Below are 18,749 nucleotides of genomic sequence, written 5' to 3'. Positions count from 1 at the left end.
AAGTTTATCAACTTGGCTTATTTTTTTGAGATTTGATATGTTTTTTTATTTTTTTCATAGCCCAATCATAATGACTTGAAGTAGCACTCACAAAATAAGCCCCTAAAGTAGTACTTTTAGTCCATTTATAAACTTTTTTTGAAAAAAGTTCATCATTTGTATGGCTTTCTATCAAATCTAAAACCATTTTATGACTTTCTTTCAACATTTTTTTAGAAGAATCTAAAGATACATCTTGATATTTTTTCCATATTTCAAGATTCAAGTCGGGAAGAGTTCTCCAAGTATATCCTTTTCCTGGAACTTCTGGAATTCCTCCCTCAATTGTTCCTATTCTATGCCATCTATTAACCATTTGATGCCATTCATATAGATGAACGAGAACATCCCTTAAATTTTTATCTCTATCTTCAAATAAAAACAAAGAATTTTGCTCTTCTTCTGTCATAGTATCTATTAAACTCCAAAGTTTTGAAAATCTTTCATTTGCAGCTTCTATTAAATCAGGTTTTGTAGTTGGCCTTGACATAAAATCACCCCTTTAATATAATTATAAAATATACAATATGACATATTATGTCATGCAATATATTTATATATTATATTTATCATCTCTTTCTAAATCTTTTTTTGGTTTTAACATATCTTTCATATCCTTATTCAAAGATTCTTTAAAATTTATCTTATATTTATTTATAAATTCTTTTTGAGATTCTAATCTTTTTTTACCTCTTTTATCAATTCTTCTATAAATTCCATCAGAATTAAGAATTCTTGCTTTTTCAGTATCTTCAAGGGTAAGTTTTAAAATATCATATAATTCATCCTTTAATTCCTTTTCTTCTATAGGAAATAATATTTCAACTCTTCTATGCAAGTTTCTTGGCATCAAATCTGCACTTGAAAGATATATTTTAAAATCATTTCCATTATTAAAATAATATATTCTTGTATGTTCTAAAAATCTTCCAACTATACTTATAACTTCTATATTATCACTCAAATTTTTTATACCAGGTTTAAGGGCACAAATACCTCTGACTATCAATTTTATTTTCACATTTTTTTGAGATGCTTTATAAAGAGCATCTATAATTGGTGTTTCAAGTAATGAATTTACTTTTATTATTATACTGGCTTTAAACCCATTTTCGGCATACATAATTTCATTTTCTATTAATTTTATTATATTTTCTTGTAATCCAATTGGAGCTACCATAAATTTTTTCCATTCCGGAGGTTGAGAATAACCCGTAAGAACATTGAATAAAGCTGAAGCATCCCAACCAAAAGACTCCTTAGATGTAAAAAATCCTATATCCGTATACAATTTTGCTGTTTTATCATTATAATTTCCCGTACTCAAATGAACATATCTTTTTATACCTTCATATTCTTTTCTAACAATCAAAAGTATCTTACTATGAACTTTTAATCCAACTAATCCATAAACAACATAACATCCAGCTTTTTCGAGTTTTTTTGCCCATTCTATATTATTCTTTTCATCAAATCTTGCCTTTAATTCAACTAAAACTGTAACTTGTTTTCCATTTTTAGCAGCTTTTATAAGTGCTTCTACAATAGGAGAATCTCCACTAACTCTATATAATGTTTGTTTTATGGCTAGTACATTTTCATCTTCGGCTGCTCTTTCAATAAAATTCACTACATGTTCAAAAGATTGATAAGGATGAAAAAGCAATATATCTTTATTTTTTATAACTTTAAATATATCTTTATTAAAAAAATCTTTATGTGGTGATGGTTTAAAATTCTCATACTTCAAACAACCAAAATCATTCAATAATGCTATATTCATAAAAGCTGAAATATCTAAAGGACCATTTATCATGTATATATCTGAATTCGAAAGGTTGAGCATTGTTTTTAAAATATCTAAAAGTTTTTTATCTATTTTTTTAAACACTTCAAGTCTCACAGGCATTCCCCATTTTCTTTGTACAAGAGACTTTTCTATCTCTTGTAAAAGATCTTCTGCACCTTCCTCATCTATTGAAAGATCCGCATTTCTTGTAATTCTAAATGGAGACATATGTTTTATAACATATCCTGGAAACAAATTTTCTGCATTATTCATTATTATATCTTCAAGCAATATATAAGTTTTAGTTCCATCACTAATTTCTGTTTCATAAAATCTTGGTATTATAGATGGAACTTGTAAAATTGCTATTTTTTCATTTTCATTTTCTTTAAACAAAGAAACAGCTATATTCAAACTTTTATTTGGTAATTTTGGAAAGGGTCTACTCTGATCAATTGCCATAGGTGTTATAACAGGGAAAACAATAGTTTCATAATATTTTTTTACTTTTTTCAATTGCTCTTTTTTTAATAAATCATAATTCAAAATTCTTATTCTTTCTTTTTTTAATATTGGTAATATAGACCTATTAAGACAATCATACTGTTTTTTTATCATAGTATGTATATTCATAGATATCTCTTTCAACTGTTCCATAGGTGTTCTACCTGATATATCTCTTTTTTCATATCCAGCTTCAACTTGTTCTTTTAATCCGGCAACCCTTATCATAAAAAATTCATCTAAATTTGAAGAGGTTATAGCTAAAAATTTCAATCTTTCAAGTACTGGATTTTGTTTATCCATAGCTTCTTCTAAAACTCTATTATTAAATTCAATCCAACTAAGCTCTCTGTTAAAATAAATATTATTTTCCAATAAAATCACCTCTCAATATTTATTTAACAACTTTTTGTAAAATTATCTTCTTACCAAAAACTTCTTGAAAAAATTCACTTTTTTTGTTAAATGTCCATTCTTCAAGTGTCATATCTTCAGTCGTATAAACATTTATAATTATTTTATTTTTAGTATTTTTCAAATCTATTTCTTTAGTTTTTTTTGTGTGAGATCTATCTAAAGCATCCGCAATTCTCAATATAGAAAGCAATTTAGCTATTCTTATTCTTTCTTTATTGGTAAGAATCTTAAGAGTTTCTTCATTTATATCTATATTATTTTTTGAATGAAGTCTCGCTATATTTGACACCACTTCTATATCTTTTATATTTAAACCCGGAAGATCTGATGCCTTTATTATTTCATAAGAATAATATGCATGATTTTTTAAGTTTATAAATTTACCTATATCATGAAGTATTGAAGCTATTCTTAATAAAAATCTATCTCTTTGTTTCAACTTATGAATATTATTAATTTCATTAAAAATAATTAATGCATATTTTTCAACATTTTTAGCATGAATCTTATCAAAATGATATTTCTCTCCAAAATAATATGCAGATTTTATTACTTTTTCTTCAAAATCTTCTTCATATCTCGTATATTCATTTCTTTTTAAAATTTCATATAAGATAGAATCCATAAGACCTATATTAAAAATCTTCATATTATTAACCTTAGATATACTCAAAAGCATTTTATAAATCGCTAATGTTGCGAGTATATTTTCAGGTTTTTCATTTATAATACTATACTTTTCATTGATCTGATTAATTGTTTTATTTTTAATATCTTCAATAAAAGTGTTAAAATCATTTATTGATATTTGTTCATAATGTTTATCAATCAGTTTTGAAATCAATCTTATCTCTCTACCAGTTATAAAAAAATAATTTACATTTTCATTCTTAAAAGAATTTTGAAGTGTAACTCCAAAACTTCTTAAATATTGATCCACTACACTATAAAAACTTATAGTTTCATTATTCAATTCCTTCAATATCTGAGCTAATTTTATAGTACCAACTTTTATATTATGGTTAAACTTTATCTCACCATTTAAATAATACATTATTCCAAGAGAACCTGTTCCTATATAACTAAGTATTATATTAGCATTTTTAAAATTCTTATCATTTTCTATAATTCTTATCATCTGTTTATAAATTATTGTTTTTTCTTCATTATCATCCAATACATCTATATTAAACTTAGTTCTCGACTTTATTTGTTCAATTATAAACTTAGAATTCTTTGCTTCTCTTAAAGCAGTAGTTGCTATTACTTTTACTTTTTTTACACCATATTCTTTTAATTTATTTCTAAAATTTTTGAGTATAAAACATATTTCTTCAACTATCTCATATGAAATTCTACCCGTATTAAAACTCTCTATACCTAAATTTAAAGGCTTTTCTAACTTTTCTAACTCAATTATATTATCTTCTTTATCTAAATAAGCTATTTTCATAATTATAGCTTTAGATGCTATATTTATAACCGCCGATGTTTCATAATCCATGATCAATCCACCCTATTTTTTGCCATCTGATAAGCACCAAATATACATGCATCATCGCCAAGAGAAGCAATCTTAAACTCTGTAGATTCATAATTTTGTTTTAATGAATATTTTTTACTATATTCATTAATAGTATCCAATAATTTGTCAGAAAAACTTTCAATCAACCCTCCACCAAGAATTATTATTTGAGGATTAAATATATTCATAATATTTGCTGAAACTATACCAATATACTTAGCAACTTCATCCATAATTTCAACTACAAGTTCATCATTTTCTTCATAAGCCTTTAAAAGAATTGAACTTTTTATTATAGAATCATCAAGTATATACTCTTTTATAGAACTATCTCTACCTTTTCTTATTTGATTGGAAAGACTCTTTTGAATTGCAACTTTTGAAGCAAAACTTTCAACACATCCTCTAGACCCACATCCACAATAAGGTCCATCTGGATTTACAGTTATATGACCTATTTCAGCAGATGCCCCTATAGAACCCTTATAAATTTTTCTATCAATTATTATTCCACCACCAAATCCAGTTCCAATAAAAAATCCAACTATATTATCATATTTTGATATACTCTCCGTATTATATTCTCCATAAAGTGCTACATTTGCATCATTACCAACATATACATCAACCTTATAATTTTCTTCTAAAAATTCTTTCAAAGAAAAACCACTTAATGGTATATTTGGAGTAAATAATATTTTTCCTTCTTTTATTATTCCAGGTACTCCACAACCAATAGCTTCTATATCTGTTTCACCCTCTATCAATATATCTATAACTTTTTTTATTTGATTTTTAACCTTTTCAATACCTTTATTCGATTTTGAAGATTTTTTCTCTCTTTTTAATATCTCACCTTTTTCGTCGAATAAAGCTCCAAGTATCTTCGTTCCGCCTATATCAAGAGATAATATTTTTCCCATAAAAAACCCTCCTTAAAAGTTTTATAATTTAATTATATCACGTAACTTTTAATTACCGTTTTAATTTTTAATCTATCTTTAATTATTTTAACAAAATATACTTATCATTTTGATATAATTATAAATATAAAAAATTAAAGAGGTGATATATATGAGCACAAATCAAAATCTCATAAGAGCTTTTTTTATTGAATCAAAAAACATGAACTTATTTGATTATTTTTCGTCAAGAGCTAAAAAAGATGGTTATATATCTATAGAAAATATATTTCAAGAATTTTCTTTTCATGAAAGATCTCATGCTAAAAATTTTTTAAGATTAATAAATACATCCGATACTTTAGAAAATTTTAATTATAATCATATTCCAATTGCTTCAACACTTGAAAACTTAAAAATGATGATAGATGAAAAAGAAAAAATAATAGATCTTTACTTAAAATATTCCAAAATAGCCGATGAAGAAAAAAATCAAAAAGCCTGCGTGAAATTTAAAACAATTGTAAAAGCTCATGAATACCATATAAAAGTCCTGAAAGAACTTGTAGAAAATATAATAAATCAAGAATTTTTTTCTTCTTCCGAAAAAATATTCTGGAAATGTTTAAAATGTGGTTATATCTATGAAGGAACTAATCCACCTGAAATATGTCCTGCATGTGGTCATGATAAATCTTATTTTGTAAAAATAAAATAAAACCATTGAAATATAATATTTCAATGGTTTTATCATTATCATACCGAAAAATCTATATTATGTATCGTTCCCACTTCACCAGTTTCTTTCAAAAATATTCCAGTATTTCTTATAACTCCAAGTGTATTGTCTATAGAAGTTTTAAGCGAATAATCATTTTTACTATTCCCAAGATATATAGCTCCAACACCTGTTTCTTTAAGTGTAAACAACATATCTGTACCATTGGAGGTTTTAGCCCAAACTCTTAAATCATTAAATATTTCATCATTCTCATCTATCCAACCATTTTTATCTTGATCATAAGCACTCAATTCACTAAAACCATTTCCAGATTCAGGTCCAAAAAGCTCAGAACCATCATCTATTTTTCCATTTTCATTCTTATCAAAAGCTAAAAATCCCATTCCATCTTTTAAATATGAAATACTTTCTTTTATACCATCAGAATTTAAGTCAAATTCAAATTTTTCTTGATCAAGATCAGAAATCATAGTATCATAATTTATTACAAGCGGATCTTGAACACTTCCAACAGTAAAATTAAAACTTTCTTTTTCAAACATGGCTCTTTCCATACTCATTTCAAGATCAAAAGATATTTCTCTACCATCACTGGTTTTCACCATTCCACTGGAAGAAAAATTTAGTTTCTCATATTCATATCTTTCAAGATCATAATTATATTCAAAACCCCATTCACGATTATTAATATTCTGATATCTATTTAAATTCAAGTCATTTTTCAATTCAGAATTATTTTTTTCAAGATCTTTTAATTTATTTTTCAACTCATCAGAATCAATAACCTTAAAACTATTAAGTTTTTTTCCAGTAAATTTTTCAACCATTTCTATCAACATTTTTAACTCTATCTTAGATTTATCTTCTATATTTAAATCATCTATATCTTCATCTTTTGAAATATTCTTTATATCATTCAAAATATTTTTTATATCCTGCATTCTCTCTTTTATAGAGCTCATCAAATCTTTAGCAAAATCATTATTGGATTTTTCAGATGGCTTATTTCCTACCCAAAACAAAGACCTTTTTGTTTCTGTCTTCTTATAAATATACTCCCTATTAGAAAGCATATTCAATTTGTAATTATCTATTTTCATTTTTTCACCTCCCAAAATATTATCGGGCGGTTATTTATTAATATTATATTATTAAAGTTAATATTTTTTAAAACATATCATAATCTATACATAATGGCTTATCTGTTTTCTGATCTATTATTATATTAGAATCTATATTAAAAATTCTCTTCAAATTTTCATGATTTATTACTTCTTTTGGTGTTCCCGATTTTACTATTTCTCCATCTTTCATAGCTATTATATTAGTTGAAAATTTTGAAGCATGGTTTATATCATGAAGTACCATAACTATAGTTCTTTCATGATCTTTATTTAATCTGTCAACTATTTTTAAAACATCAAGTTGATGGGCCATATCAAGATATGTAGTTGGTTCATCCAACAATAAAATTTTAGTCTCTTGTGCTAAAGCCATTGCAAGCCAAACTTTTTGTCTTTGCCCACCAGATAAACTATCTATATTTCTATATTGAAAATCTTTTATATTAGTAACTTCCATTGCCCAATTTATTATATCCAAATCTTTTTTGTTCATAGTTGAAAATTTATTTCTATGCGGATATCTTCCATATGAAATTAATTCTCTAACCTTTAATTGCCCAGGAGCTTTTGGATTTTGAGGCAATAAAGCTATTTTTTTTGATATTTTTTTACTTTGCATTTTTCTCATATTTTCATTCTCTAAAAAAACTTTCCCAGAATCTTGTTTTAATATTCTTCCTATAGTCTTTAAAAGTGTAGATTTACCACAACCATTTGGACCTATTATAGTTGTCACTGTTCCACTTTCTATACTTATATTCAAATCTTCAAAAACAATATATTTATCATAACATGTCTTTAAATTTTCAGTCTTTATGATCATTTTTATTATCTCCCTTTTGATTTAAACATTAAAAATAAAAAATAAGGAACTCCTATTATTGAAATTACAACACCAACTGGAACTTCAGATACAGGCGAAATATTTTTTGCCACAAAATCCGATATTATGACAAGAAACATCCCTATCATTCCTGATATTTTTAACATATATTTATGTTTTATCCCGACCAAACGTCTTGAAATATGAGGCGCAATAAGTCCTACAAAACCTATACTTCCAGAAAATGCTACACATGTGCTTACTATAGCAATTGAAGATATTAAAACTTTTTTTCTTTCTTTATTGAGCTCCACACCAAGTGATATTATATTCTCATCTTCAAGTTGCATTATATCCAAAACATCTGATTTTTTAATGATATATGGTATAAAAATCAAAAACCAAGGGATCATTCCTAAAATATAATTCCAATTAGCATTATATGTACTTCCAGACAACCATGTCATAGCCATTTCATAATCATCAGGATTCATTTTCAAACTTATAAAAAGAGTATACGCACCAAAACCAGATGATAAAGCAATTCCTATTAAAATAAGTTTTTCAATGTTTAAAAAACCTCTTTTTGAAGAAAAATAAAATATTAATATTGCAGAAAATAAACCTCCAAATATTCCAAAAATTGGCATAATCATTATCCCAATCAAATTTTTAAAATTAATTATATCTTTGAAAAAAAACATAAAAGTTATAACAGATGCTCCAGCACCTGCATTAATTCCTAAAATTCCCGGATCTGCAAGTTCATTTTTAGTTACAGTTTGAACTACTGATCCAGCAATACCAAGACCAAAACCTATAAATCCACTCAATATTATTCTTGGCATTCTAAATTCAAATATTACAAGATCTCTACTCTTACTTGGATTTATCCTAAATATTGTTTCAATTACATCTTTAAAAGTCATTTCAAATGTTCCTATTTTTATACTGATCAAAACCATAAAAATACTCAAAATCAATATAATAAAAAAATTTCTTCTAAATATTCTTTTTTCTTCTATTAAAAAATCATGCATAATTTTTCTCTCCCTTTTTACCAGCTAAATACAGAAAAAAAGGAACTCCAAATAATGCAGTTACAACTCCAACAGGAGTTTCAAAAGGATAATTTAAAAATCTGCTCAAAACATCTGCTCCGGATAAGAAAAAAGCACCTATCAACCCAGAAATTGGTATTATTTTTTTATAATCATGACCCACAAAATACTTCGTTATATGAGGTATCATTAATCCTATAAAACTTATTTTTCCCGCCATAGCTACAGAAATACCACTCAAAATTATAACTGTTAAAGATATTAAAATTTTATTTTTTTTAATATTCTGTCCAAGCCCTATAGCAATCTCTTCTCCTAGTGATAAAACAGTTATAGACTCTGAAAGAATCAAAGCCATTATTATTCCTATTATTGCAAATGGAATTATCCACTTTATCATATTTGGTGTAAGTTGATTAATTCTCGAATAATACCAAAAACTTATATCTTGTGAAGTTCTAAAATATATGGAAAGACCTACAGATAAACTACTCAAAAAAGTTCCGGTTATAGCCCCTATAATAGTAAGTCTAACTGGAGTCATTCCATTTGGAATTATAGAACTCATAAAAAAAACTATAAAAGCTCCAAAAGCTGAACCCATCAATGAAAATACTATCAACAAAATATTTGAAGATGCCGGAAAAAGTATTATACAAAGAGTAACAAAAAAAGTAGAACCATCAAGTATTCCCAATATAGATGGAGAAGCTATTATATTTCTTGTCATTCCTTGCATCATAGATCCAGAAATAGCTAAAAAGGCCCCTATCATAAGGGAGCCTATTATTCTTGGTACTCTTGAATACATAATAATTTGATGATCAACATCATCAGGATTAAAGTTGAAAAAAGATTCTTTTATAACTTTTATATCTATATTCTTTGAACCCAAAATTATAGAAAGAAATGAAATTATTATTATTCCTATAATTAATAGTAAAATCAAAATTATATTTTTTCTTTTATTTTCAATCATAAAAAAATTTCTTTCCTTTCTTTTTTATTTTTTAAATATTTCAATTATTGCATCTAAAAAAGATATTTTACTATATGCTGTTCCACCTTGTGCCATTGGATTAACTATATTCACAAAAACCTTATCATCTTTTACTGCTTTTATATTTTTCCAAATTGGATTTTTTTGTAAATCTTTAAGAGCTTCTAGGCTATCTAAATTTTCATTCTTTTCAAATTGTAAAAATATAAAATCGGGATTTATTTCACTCAATTTCTCCATCGAAATCATCTCTTGTCTTTTAGTTTTCTCTATTATCTCTGGAACTTCCAAACCCAATTCAGAGTATAATGATTCATTAAAATAACTATCTTTTCCATATATCATTATATTTCCCGATCTTATTCTTATCAAAAGTGCTGTTTTATTTTTAAATACCTCTTTTAAATACTTTTGATTCTCTTGAAGTTTAAGTTTATAATCTTTTATTATTTTTTCTGCTTTTAATTCTTTACCAGTTATTTGACCCATTAAAATCAAATTATCTTCCCAATCTGCTGTATAATGAGAAACTGGTATTGTAGTCTGAATTTTTTCTAATTTATTCAAAGTTACTTCATCTGCCTTAGTAGTAGAAATTATCAAATCTGGATTCAACATCAAAATCTTTTCAAAGTTAGGACTTCTTTTATCCCCAATAGTATATGAATCTTTAGTTATTGATTCAAAAAGCTTTGGAATCTCTCCTCCAACTGTCATAACTCCATAAGGCTCATAGCCCAAAACCAATGCATCCTCAACAGCTTCAACTGCACCTGTTATTACAAGTCTTTCAACTTTTTTTGGTATTTTATATTCTTCTCCACGATATTCTATAGTTTTATAATCAGCAAATAAATTTATAAATAAAACTGAAAACATTGTGAAAATTAAAATATTCTTTTTCATCTAATCTCCCCTTTTTGTAGTCTTTTATACATATAGTAAATTTGTGAACTAAAATTAATGATATCATCTAAGACAAAAATTGTCAACATATCTAATTTTTTTAGATATGCCTAACAAACAGATAAAAAAACTCCCAAATTAGGTACAGTTTAAAAAAATAATCATCATGAAGCAATATAATTACTTCATGATGATTATTCAATTTATTAATAAACGAGCATTCGTAAATTTTAAATTGCTATTTCTCAATAAAATTTTTTATTTCAAAGAATCTCGTTAATTGTAATTAATTTAATTTTGGAATTATTTCTTGAAAATTCTATAATTTCTTCTGTAAATCCTGTTTTTGAAAAAAGATAAAAGTATTTTTCTGTGAAATTTAATAAATTACTTTTTTCAAGTAATTGTTCATATACTTCTATACCTATTTTCTTATCTTGCCATTTACACTCACCAAAAATAGCTTTTTTATCATTAAAAGCTAAAATATCAATTTCTTCTTGCCTTTTTTTTATTGAATTGTTTCCCCACCATCTTCCTATTTTTTCAAAGATAAAAGGTAATTTTATATTATAATTTTCTCTTAATAAATATTGTTGACAAACGTCTTCAAAAACAAATCCTGTATATTGATTTAAATATGGTTTAATTTTTTTATCATAAACAAAATCTATCATTCCTTGCTCAATCAAAGAAAAATTTGTAAATATAAACCTATAATAAAATTTAAACATATTATCTTTTAATTTATAAATTGATTTTCTTGAATTTATTTTTTCTGTTATTGGAATTTCTTTTTCTATCTATTTTACAAATAATATTTTAAGTTAAATATTATTTATTATAAAAAACATATAATAAATAAGACACCCCAAAGCAGAAACACCGTAAATAAAACCACTAATTAACGTCCATTTTGTTTTTGACTCTTTATCTTTCTTTTTTATATCTTCAAAATATGATCTTAACATTCCAAAATCTTGAAGTTTTTTATCTAATACAGTTAAATCAAACTTAGATGTATATTTAACCCCTCTATAATCTAATACTTCAATTACAAATGTATTATAATCACATAATTTAGTTAAAAAAACCATTGTACTTGGTTCAACAATTGAATGTATTTTACTTTGAAAAATAGTTTTTCCATTTGTTGAACCTACCCATTTACTTTTAATTATATCTTCTTGATCAAATTTATATTTTACTGGAACATAATCCACTTTAACGTTTGAAACAATATAATAATTATTTCCAATGTAATCATCAAACATAACCATTATTGAGATTTTTAAATTTTCTGTTTCTTCTATTTTTATTGCTAATTTAGGTTTTTCCGTTAATTCTCCAGTATAATCAATTGCTTCTGTATAAATATATGTTGATTTTTTTTCACTTAACAAATCAGTTGAATCAAAAGTATTCCACTCACTATGAACACATAAACTAATAAAAACAAATAAAATAATTGTTAATATTTTTTTCATATTCCATCTTCTAAAATTTAAATAATATATTTTTTATAATGTTTTCAATAGTCTTAACTCCTTCTACATTACAAGAGGTAAAAACTTTCATTATCTCTTTTTATTTTGATTTTTTCTTACATTTCCCAATTGATTTTTAAATTATTTAAAATTATTCTGTATTGCTAGTAGTTCTTCATAACCTCTGTTAAAATCAGAGTTATTTTCTTTATTAAAAAATGGTAATCCAATAAGTCTATAATTAGGATTTTCCTCTTTAATTATATTATTAAATCCATATTTTTTAGTTATTTTATTTAAAAATTCCTCTTTCCAATATTCTTTTCCACTTTTAAACAAATCACTTTTTCCTATAAATTGAGATCCTTTAGATTCTATAAATATTTGATAAAAAATTTCAGTTTTAGCTATTCCGACATTCTTTCTATCTTTTGTTTTTAAAAATAAAAGAAAATCTGGTTGAAAACCTCTCCCTTGTTCAAAATCATATATCTTGTAAACTTCTTCGTTTCTTAAAAGGTAAATTTCATCATATTTTTGTTCTAAATTTCCGATTGTATCTTTGATAAATACTATCAATTCTTTTTCTTCACTTGTTCCATGAAATGAATCTAAAACATACCAATTTTCATTTTTTAATTCTTCTGATATTCTTTCAGAACCTGCATCTTCCTCAATAGTTTTTGTTTTTGGTTCTACAAAAAACTTTTTAAAATTCCCTGCAATAAATTCACTACCAATTTTAGGTGTAATATTCTCTTTTAATTCTGTAAAAATATTTTCTAAAAATTTCAATACTAAATCTAATTTATCTCTATTATCAATATCATCATACATTGTATTTTGATTTACAATTATTTTTATATCAAAATCACCTAAAAAATCATCTTTTTGTAAATCCTCAATGCTATTTATATCTAATTCTTCTTTTAAATTATCAAATTGAAATAATGAATTTTCTTGTTTGGCTTTGATATTGATAGCTTTTTGAACTATATGTTTTTCAATATATTTGAATTTTTTAAGAATTGTTTTTGATCTTTTGTCTTGTAAGTTTATCCTTTGTGAATCTTCTTGTTTCTTAAAATTAAATTCCTGCTCTGTAAACTCTAATCCTTTGATTTTATAAGAACCAAAAAAGTCTTTTTTTATGTCTTCCAATGTCTTTTTTTTTCTATTTGGATTATCTATTTGTTTGTTATACCAAATTTTTACATTATTATAAAAATCACTATTTTTAAATTCCTCTTTAAGATCAAATGTTTTAACTATTTTATCATCTCTAATATATCCATCTTTTCTTAATTCTTCTTTTAAATGAGAAATATATCTTGAATCTTCATCATAAGTGTAATAATACAATTCTTCCAATACTCTTAATTCGTGCTTCAAATCATCATCAAATTTTCTTTTATTTTTTATTTTATCTTTATATGAAAAAGGAAAATATCTAACTCCTCTTCCAATAAGCTGTTTTTCTTTTGTCGTTGCTTCTGGAGTTTTTTTTGAGCTTCCTCCTGCGTTTTGCCCTTGATAAAGTCTGACAATATCAAAAAGATTCAAAACATCCCAACCTTCTGTAAGTCTATCAACGGTAAAAATTGCTCTAATATGATTATTTTTATCTTCCAAACTATTAAGTAATTTTTCTGTTTCTTCGTCTGTTTTTTCTTTCTTTGTTTTATTTGTTTTTGAATTTGTAATTATGGTATTCTTTTCCTGATAGTTTTGTTTAATCCAATTTGCTATCTCACTAAAATTTATATTCTCTTTTTTTATAAATTCTAAAAGTGTTTCTGTCCTGGACTTTCCCATTTCATATAGTGTGGTTTTTTTCGTTTGATAAATTTTATCTACAATATTCTTAAGAAAATCAAAATCACTACTGGAAATATTGTCTATCCAATTCAAAAACTCTTCATAATCGGATTTTGATTCTTCTATCGTTTTACTTCTAAAAAGCACTACTGGTTTGAAGTTTGCAATATCATATTTAAGTGCGATTTTGTGTCTATACCATTGAAATAGTAATGCTTGCAACACTCTTTCTTTTTTGTTCAAAGTAGAAGAAATAAGATTGATTTCTTTGGTATATCCTGCTTGTAAAAATTCTTTTAGTCCAAATTTATAAATGATTTTATCTTCGTATTTTTTAGCAATACTTTCTGTTGCTGGGATTGTTGCTGTAAATTCTAAAAGTACATTTTTATTGTCTTCTTGTTTTCCATTTTTTTTCAGAATAAGTTCAATAATAGTATGTTCCCATCCCTTTTTTTCTATTTCAGCATCTCCTGTTCTGTTGGTTATTTCTATTGGTATAAGTTCTTTTTGGTTTACATTTTTGGATTTTGTATCTGCGTTGAGATGATGAGCTTCATCTGCAAGCATCACTATATTTTTGCTATGCAAATCGTCCAAAGTGGTTTGATTTTCTTTTTGTATATGAATATCGTTATAGAGTTTTTGGATAGAGGTAAATTTGATTTCTATGCCTTGTGGATTATCTGAAAAGGCATCTACTTTTTTTATAGCAATAGTTTTATCATCAATAACAATTTTCTCTTTGAAAAGGTATTTTGTGTGAGTGTTATCTATAAAATTATTCTCTGTTTTATCAACGATATTATTTTGATTTACAAAGAAAAGAAAGTGCCTGTATCCTTGTTTGTAATAATGCAAAATAGTACTTGCCATCAAAAGCGTTTTACCTGTTCCTGTTGCCATGTTAAACATCAGGTGAGTAGGTTCGTTTGGATTTTCTCTTTCTTTGATTGCTTGATAGGTAAGAAAGTTTTCAAAAGCATTTTTTTGCCAGTCAAAAAATCTATACTTCAAATTGTTTGAAATATATTCTGGGATTTCAGGTTTTACGATTCCATAATCAAAAGCTTTTGATTTCACATCAATTACTTTTAAGTTCTCATATTTAATAGTGTTTGCCATAATTATTTCTCCCTGTTATAAAATTGGTTTGTTAAGTTTTGGTCTTCTTTATTGATTCCGAACTTCTTATCTGCCATTTCTGTTTTGTTTACATACATTTGATTATTATCAAGCATAGCGACAAACATTTTCTTTTGTTCGTCCAAACTTAATTTTTTAAATGCTTCTTCATGGATAACTTTTTCTCTAAACTCTTTGATTTTGAGATTGTAATTCAAGAAATATCTTTCATACATTTCATCAAAAAATGTGATAAGCTCGTCTAAACTTTCGCAAGCAAGGATTCTTTCTTTTGCGGTTTCGTTCCATTTGGCAAGTTCAAAGTAAATAAAATCTCCACCACCTTGCCAATTTACGGATTTTGAAATTCCTCCTTGTTCACCTTCAATAACTTTTTTCATTCTTTCACAAGCAATAGTTTCTATGTAGTCCATTTGCTCGATGCCAATATATTGTCTGCCCATTTTGTGAGCCACAGCTGCGGTTGTGCCACTTCCAAGATGATAGTCAATGACTATGTCACCTTTATTAGTGGATGTTTTTATAATTCTTTCTATTAAAGATTCTGGTTTTTGCCCTTTAAAATTCTGGTTATCTAATTCTATTGTTTCTTTTACTCTTGAAACAGAACTATCAATAGCGATAGAATTTAATTTATCCCATTTATTACAATTCCATGTGTCTTCAAGAGGGTATCTATCGTTTCTATTTTTATGATTTATAAAATATGCAAAATCATTTATTTTGTTTTCTGGAAAATCAAACTCTTTGAAAGCTGATTTTATTTCGCTGTTTGTCAATAAAGGTGCAAAATCTTTATTTTCAATATAAATTTTATTGAATAAATAACTTTCAGATTTTGAATAAAATAAAATTGTATCATGGTTTCTGATAAACTTTTTTGCTGCTGTTTTATATCCTGATAAAAATCCCATACGCCATATTATCTCAGTTCTAAAATTATCAATTCCAAATAAATCATCCATTAAAATTTTAAGGTAATGTATTCCATCTTTATCAATATTAATATAAATACTACCATCATCACTTAATAGTTTTTTAGCTATTTCTAATCTATTTTTCATAAATGTTAGCCAAGTTGATAGTTTGAAATTTGAATTGTAATTAAATGCATCAAAACTTTTTGTATCTTTGAAATAATAAGGTGGGTCAATATAAATCAGCTTCACTTTACCTGCAAATTGCTTTTTGAGAGAGTGCAAAGCCAGTAAATTATTTCCTTTGATAATCAAGTTTTCTTTAATCGTTCCATTTTCATCTCTTTTTATTTCTTTTACTTCTTGCTCTCCGTCCTTAGTAAATCTTTTCCAGTTTATGAATGCTTTATGATCAAAAAGTCTATCAATTTCATCATAAGCTAAAACTCTATTAAAAAATATCTCTTTTCTTTTTGCCTGCTTTTTATTATATTGTCCAGCCTTCCAACCTTTCTTTTCATCTGTTTTAGTTACTTTTTTGTCATATTCAAAATATGTATCATATCCTTCTTCTGTGCTTTGACCACCTTCTAAAATACAATCTTTATAAGGCCAATCTAAAACAATATCATTAGTATCTTTTAAAAATCTTTTACCATCAGTTAAGCCTATTCTATTTTTATACGCAGTAAAAGAATTATCTACCTTGTTTTCTTCTATAAAAAAACGAAAATCATTTGTTTTAAATACATATACATCTTTTATTTTCACAAAAAACTTTTCTCTTAATTTTTCTTCTTGAAGTAATAAATAAATTATTTTCTCATCAATCTTTTCTATTAAATCTAATAAAAGAGTTTGATTCAATTCGGTTTTATCTTCATTCCAAATTCTTTCATCTTTTTTTAAAACTTCTTTTATTAATTTTTTTAAATTTGTATTATTCATATTTACCTCCATTCATTTATCATTAATATAAAATTAGCTTCTCATTTAAAACATAACAAATCAATTATATAAATTTTTTTAATTTTATACAAGTTATAATCCTTATTTTTACACTAATTTTATAGATATAACTTAAAGTTTTATCCTAATTAGTATTCCATAATCTATTCCTCTTAGAAAATTAAAATCTTATTAGAACATTTGACTATATCTTATATAATTTAATAAAAAAAGACCTATCATTTAAGATTGGTCTCTTATTTCAATATTTATAAATTCTTCTAAATAAGTATAATCTTCTGTATTAATAAGTTTATCCCCATAAATTACATTTGAAAAAAAATCATCTTTTTTATCTTTTGATAAAACAATAAATACTTTTTGGGGATTATCTAATTTTTTATTATATAACAAAGTTTTAGGGATACATTTGCTTCCTTTTATAAAACCTAATATATAACTACCATCTCCAGTAACTATATCACAATATACATTATTACTACTAAATCGTTCCTGTATAAATATAGTATCTTTAAATAAATCTTGTAATTTTGGAAGTGCTTTGATTTTCTTTCTTATAGTACCTTTTATTTGTTTTGAAAGTATGGAAAAATATTTTATACTTAAAAGTTTTAGAATTCGCTTTTTCAAAAAATTTTTTCGGCTCCAAAACAGTTTTAACTCCTGTTAAATGTAGGAAGTTATCTTCATTAGCAGATAAAATATAATATTTATCAACTATAAAATCCTTTGAGACTATTAAATATTCTTTATTAATAAAAATTTTTTTAAAATTCACTGATTCACTCGTAATAACTTCTAAAAATCTTTCTTCAAAAGAAATTGACATTATATTTCTCCTTAAAAAAAAAGATGACAAATGTCATCCTTTGGTATTTTTAGCAGTTAATTTTCTGCGATTGGTATGAGTTTAATGTCTTCATCCCGACACTAGAATTATATACCTTTTATAATATAAAAGTCAAGTGGAAATTTTTTATTTTTGAATTTATTAGTTAGTTTGGTGATTTATTATGCATTACTTTATTCTTTTTTATTTTACCATTTACAATAGGGTTTTACAAATCTTAAATCTATGATTTAATGGGTGAAAATAGATAAAATTTTATATAATTTCATTTATTGTAATTAATTTAATTTTGGAATTATTTTTTGAAAATTCTATAATTTCTTCTGTAAATCCTGTTTTTGAAAAAAGATAAAAGTATTTTTCTGTGAAATTTAATAAATTACTTTTTTCAAGTAATTGTTCATATACTTCTATACCTATTTTCTTATCTTGCCATTTACACTCACCAAAAATAGCTTTTTTATCATTAAAAGCTAAAATATCAATTTCTTCTTGCCTTTTTTTTATTGAATTGTTTCCCCACCATCTTCCTATTTTTTCAAAGATAAAAGGTAATTTTATATTATAATTTTCTCTTAATAAATATTGTTGACAAACGTCTTCAAAAACAAATCCTGTATATTGATTTAAATATGGTTTAATTTTTTTATCATAAACAAAATCTATCATTCCTTGCTCAATCAAAGAAAAATTTGTAAATATAAACCTATAATAAAATTTAAACATATTG

16 protein-coding genes are annotated in these 18,749 nt (G+C 25.1%); 1 reads left to right on the top strand and 15 read right to left on the bottom strand.

All coding sequences use genetic code 11. The annotated features are described in order from the left end of the window. Window positions 1-7: 7 nt before the first annotated feature. From C7380_RS07485 to C7380_RS07470, 4 genes are all read right to left on the bottom strand, one after another. Window positions 8-529 carry a ClbS/DfsB family four-helix bundle protein gene (locus C7380_RS07485; RefSeq protein WP_109604882.1) on the bottom strand — a complete coding sequence of 174 codons (522 nt, stop codon included), beginning with the start codon at window positions 527-529 and terminating at the stop codon, window positions 8-10. Between the two features lie 63 nt (window positions 530-592). Beyond that, window positions 593-2,716 carry an RNA degradosome polyphosphate kinase gene (locus tag C7380_RS07480; protein ID WP_371682083.1) on the bottom strand — a complete coding sequence of 708 codons (2,124 nt, stop codon included), beginning with the start codon at window positions 2,714-2,716 and terminating at the stop codon, window positions 593-595. A gap of 10 nt (window positions 2,717-2,726) precedes the next feature. Then, on the bottom strand, window positions 2,727-4,253 hold the full coding sequence (locus C7380_RS07475) for a Ppx/GppA phosphatase family protein (RefSeq protein WP_109604880.1): 1,527 nt from the start codon (window positions 4,251-4,253) through the stop codon (window positions 2,727-2,729). A 2-nt stretch (window positions 4,254-4,255) separates the two neighbouring features. Then, window positions 4,256-5,197, bottom strand: a complete 942-nt coding sequence (locus C7380_RS07470) for an ROK family protein (protein WP_109604879.1) — start codon at window positions 5,195-5,197, stop codon at window positions 4,256-4,258. Between the two features lie 151 nt (window positions 5,198-5,348). Between C7380_RS07470 and C7380_RS07465 the strand changes: the two genes are divergently transcribed. After that, entirely contained in the window at window positions 5,349-5,894 is a 546-nt protein-coding gene (locus tag C7380_RS07465) for a rubrerythrin family protein (protein WP_109604878.1), read from the top strand. 38 nt (window positions 5,895-5,932) lie between these two features. Here the strand turns inward: C7380_RS07465 and C7380_RS07460 are convergent, their stop codons facing one another. From C7380_RS07460 to C7380_RS13525, 11 genes are all read right to left on the bottom strand, one after another. Then, entirely contained in the window at window positions 5,933-7,018 is a 1,086-nt protein-coding gene (locus C7380_RS07460; protein WP_109604877.1) for an SPM autocatalytic domain-containing protein, read from the bottom strand. Window positions 7,019-7,085: 67 nt separating this feature from the next. Further along, complete coding sequence (locus tag C7380_RS07455; RefSeq protein WP_109604876.1) at window positions 7,086-7,865, bottom strand: ABC transporter ATP-binding protein; 780 nt, start codon at window positions 7,863-7,865, stop codon at window positions 7,086-7,088. A 5-nt stretch (window positions 7,866-7,870) separates the two neighbouring features. Then, a complete protein-coding gene (locus C7380_RS07450) occupies window positions 7,871-8,905 on the bottom strand; it encodes a FecCD family ABC transporter permease (RefSeq protein WP_109604875.1) in 1,035 nt (344 codons plus the stop codon). Then, complete coding sequence (locus C7380_RS07445; RefSeq protein ID WP_109604874.1) at window positions 8,898-9,905, bottom strand: FecCD family ABC transporter permease; 1,008 nt, start codon at window positions 9,903-9,905, stop codon at window positions 8,898-8,900. The genes C7380_RS07450 and C7380_RS07445 overlap by 8 nt, the downstream gene beginning before the upstream one ends. A gap of 24 nt (window positions 9,906-9,929) precedes the next feature. Further along, a complete protein-coding gene (locus tag C7380_RS07440; protein WP_109604873.1) occupies window positions 9,930-10,832 on the bottom strand; it encodes an ABC transporter substrate-binding protein in 903 nt (300 codons plus the stop codon). Between the two features lie 263 nt (window positions 10,833-11,095). After that, window positions 11,096-11,566, bottom strand: coding sequence for a DUF234 domain-containing protein (locus tag C7380_RS07435; protein WP_109604872.1), 471 nt, complete (start codon window positions 11,564-11,566; stop codon window positions 11,096-11,098). 93 nt (window positions 11,567-11,659) lie between these two features. Beyond that, window positions 11,660-12,319 carry a hypothetical protein gene (locus tag C7380_RS07430; RefSeq protein WP_109604871.1) on the bottom strand — a complete coding sequence of 220 codons (660 nt, stop codon included), beginning with the start codon at window positions 12,317-12,319 and terminating at the stop codon, window positions 11,660-11,662. 141 nt (window positions 12,320-12,460) lie between these two features. Next, complete coding sequence (locus tag C7380_RS07425; RefSeq protein ID WP_109604870.1) at window positions 12,461-15,262, bottom strand: DEAD/DEAH box helicase family protein; 2,802 nt, start codon at window positions 15,260-15,262, stop codon at window positions 12,461-12,463. 2 nt (window positions 15,263-15,264) lie between these two features. After that, the gene (locus C7380_RS07420; protein WP_109604869.1) at window positions 15,265-17,148 is read right to left on the bottom strand and encodes a site-specific DNA-methyltransferase; all 1,884 of its coding nucleotides are present in this window, start codon (window positions 17,146-17,148) and stop codon (window positions 15,265-15,267) included. 243 nt (window positions 17,149-17,391) lie between these two features. Beyond that, on the bottom strand, window positions 17,392-17,799 hold the full coding sequence (locus tag C7380_RS13425) for a hypothetical protein (protein ID WP_146192160.1): 408 nt from the start codon (window positions 17,797-17,799) through the stop codon (window positions 17,392-17,394). Between the two features lie 475 nt (window positions 17,800-18,274). Beyond that, a partial coding sequence (locus C7380_RS13525) for a DUF234 domain-containing protein (RefSeq protein ID WP_206050557.1) occupies window positions 18,275-18,749 on the bottom strand: 475 nt, incomplete at its 5' end.

Origin of the sequence: Oceanotoga teriensis (assembly GCF_003148465.1) — a bacterium.
Taxonomy (GTDB): Bacteria; Thermotogota; Thermotogae; order Petrotogales; family Petrotogaceae; genus Oceanotoga; species Oceanotoga teriensis.
This window is presented reverse-complemented; position numbering and strand designations above follow the sequence as displayed.